Genomic DNA, 1,254 nt, shown 5'->3' on the forward strand with positions numbered 1-1,254 from the left:
TGACCCGTCCTGATATGGGTTGACACTTTTTAACTAAAACGCTCGATGTACTTCATCGGGCGTTTTGTATTTTAAAGCCGTATGAGGCCTCATTTGATTATAGATATCTACGGACTCTGCTACCATCGTCCTTGCTTCTTTCAGATCTTTCGGTTTCTTCAGCAAGAGCTCCATTTTGAGTATCCCATTTACACGCTCAGCTAAAGCATTCTGATAACAGTCATTCCCGTCTGTCATTGAGCAAGTCACTCTATGTTTCTTATGGATATCTTGATATTCCTTCGAACAGTATTGTGAGCCTCTATCTGAGTGGTGTATTAGCTTTTCTTCACTCTGCCGTTGCCTGAGAGCTGAGATAAATGCCCGCTTAACTGATTGAGTTTTCATGTTGTCATCCACATAAAAACCAACAATCTTCCTTGAATAAGCGTCTGTAACCAAGCTGAGATAACTCTCTCCATTTTGAGTTGGCAAGTAAGTAATATCAGCAACCCACAGTTGTTCTGGCTTCGTTGGTGTCAGCCCATCTTTCACTTTGTTTGGGTGACAGAAAAATCGATGACGGCTGTCAGTCGTTCGGTGATAGGCTCGTCTTGCTCTCACTAACAGCCGATGCTTTCTGAGAAGTTCAAAGAGCTTATCGCGACCTATTTGAATGCCCTTTGTTGCTGCTAAGAACTTCAGTTTACGCGTGCCAATGCGTGGCTGCTTCAGCCTGACTTCACGGACAAAGCCAATGACAGTATGCTCATGATGTTCACAACGAGATTGAGTTTGGCATTGCTTATAATAAGCTTGGCGAGAGATTTGTACTAACTGACAAAACTTCGTAACGCTCAAACCTACTATGGTTTTCTCTTGGACAACGCTTCTTTGTGCTTTTTTGTCACTCTAACACCATAGTCACGTTCCATAACGTTCACGACAGCTTCAAAGAAGTCGGCTTTGAGTTGAGCATCTTCGAGCTGCTTTTCAAGCTCTTTAATACGTTGCTCTGGTGTAGGAGGTGAGTTGAACTCGGTCATAGAGTCTCCTTTGGACATAAAGTTAGGTGTCCCTTTAGACCAATCTAGTCGACCATGCTTACGAAGCCAAACCAAAACCGTAGAGCAACCTTGGATGCCATACTTCTCTTGGGCTTGTTTGTAAGTGAGGCTTCCTTTTTCAACCTCATCAACTACAGTGAGTTTAAAAGCGAGGGAGTAATCGCGCTGAGTTCTTTTAGTTGTTGATTTCATAACACTCTCCAATTTT

General features: G+C 42.9%; 1 protein-coding gene. It reads right to left on the minus strand.

Going from position 1 to position 1,254, the window contains the following annotated elements:
* Nucleotides 1–33: 33 nt before the first annotated feature.
* Nucleotides 34–1,238 (minus strand): IS3 family transposase gene (locus R7P69_RS24790; protein WP_086026666.1). Its coding sequence is split into 2 segments (ribosomal slippage): nt 34–887 and nt 887–1,238, totalling 1,206 coding nucleotides; the frame shifts between segments, so codons are not numbered across the junction.
* Nucleotides 1,239–1,254 lie beyond the last annotated feature (16 nt).

Source organism: Vibrio sp. 661 (assembly GCF_033339315.1).
Lineage (GTDB): Bacteria > Pseudomonadota > Gammaproteobacteria > Enterobacterales > Vibrionaceae > Vibrio > Vibrio alginolyticus.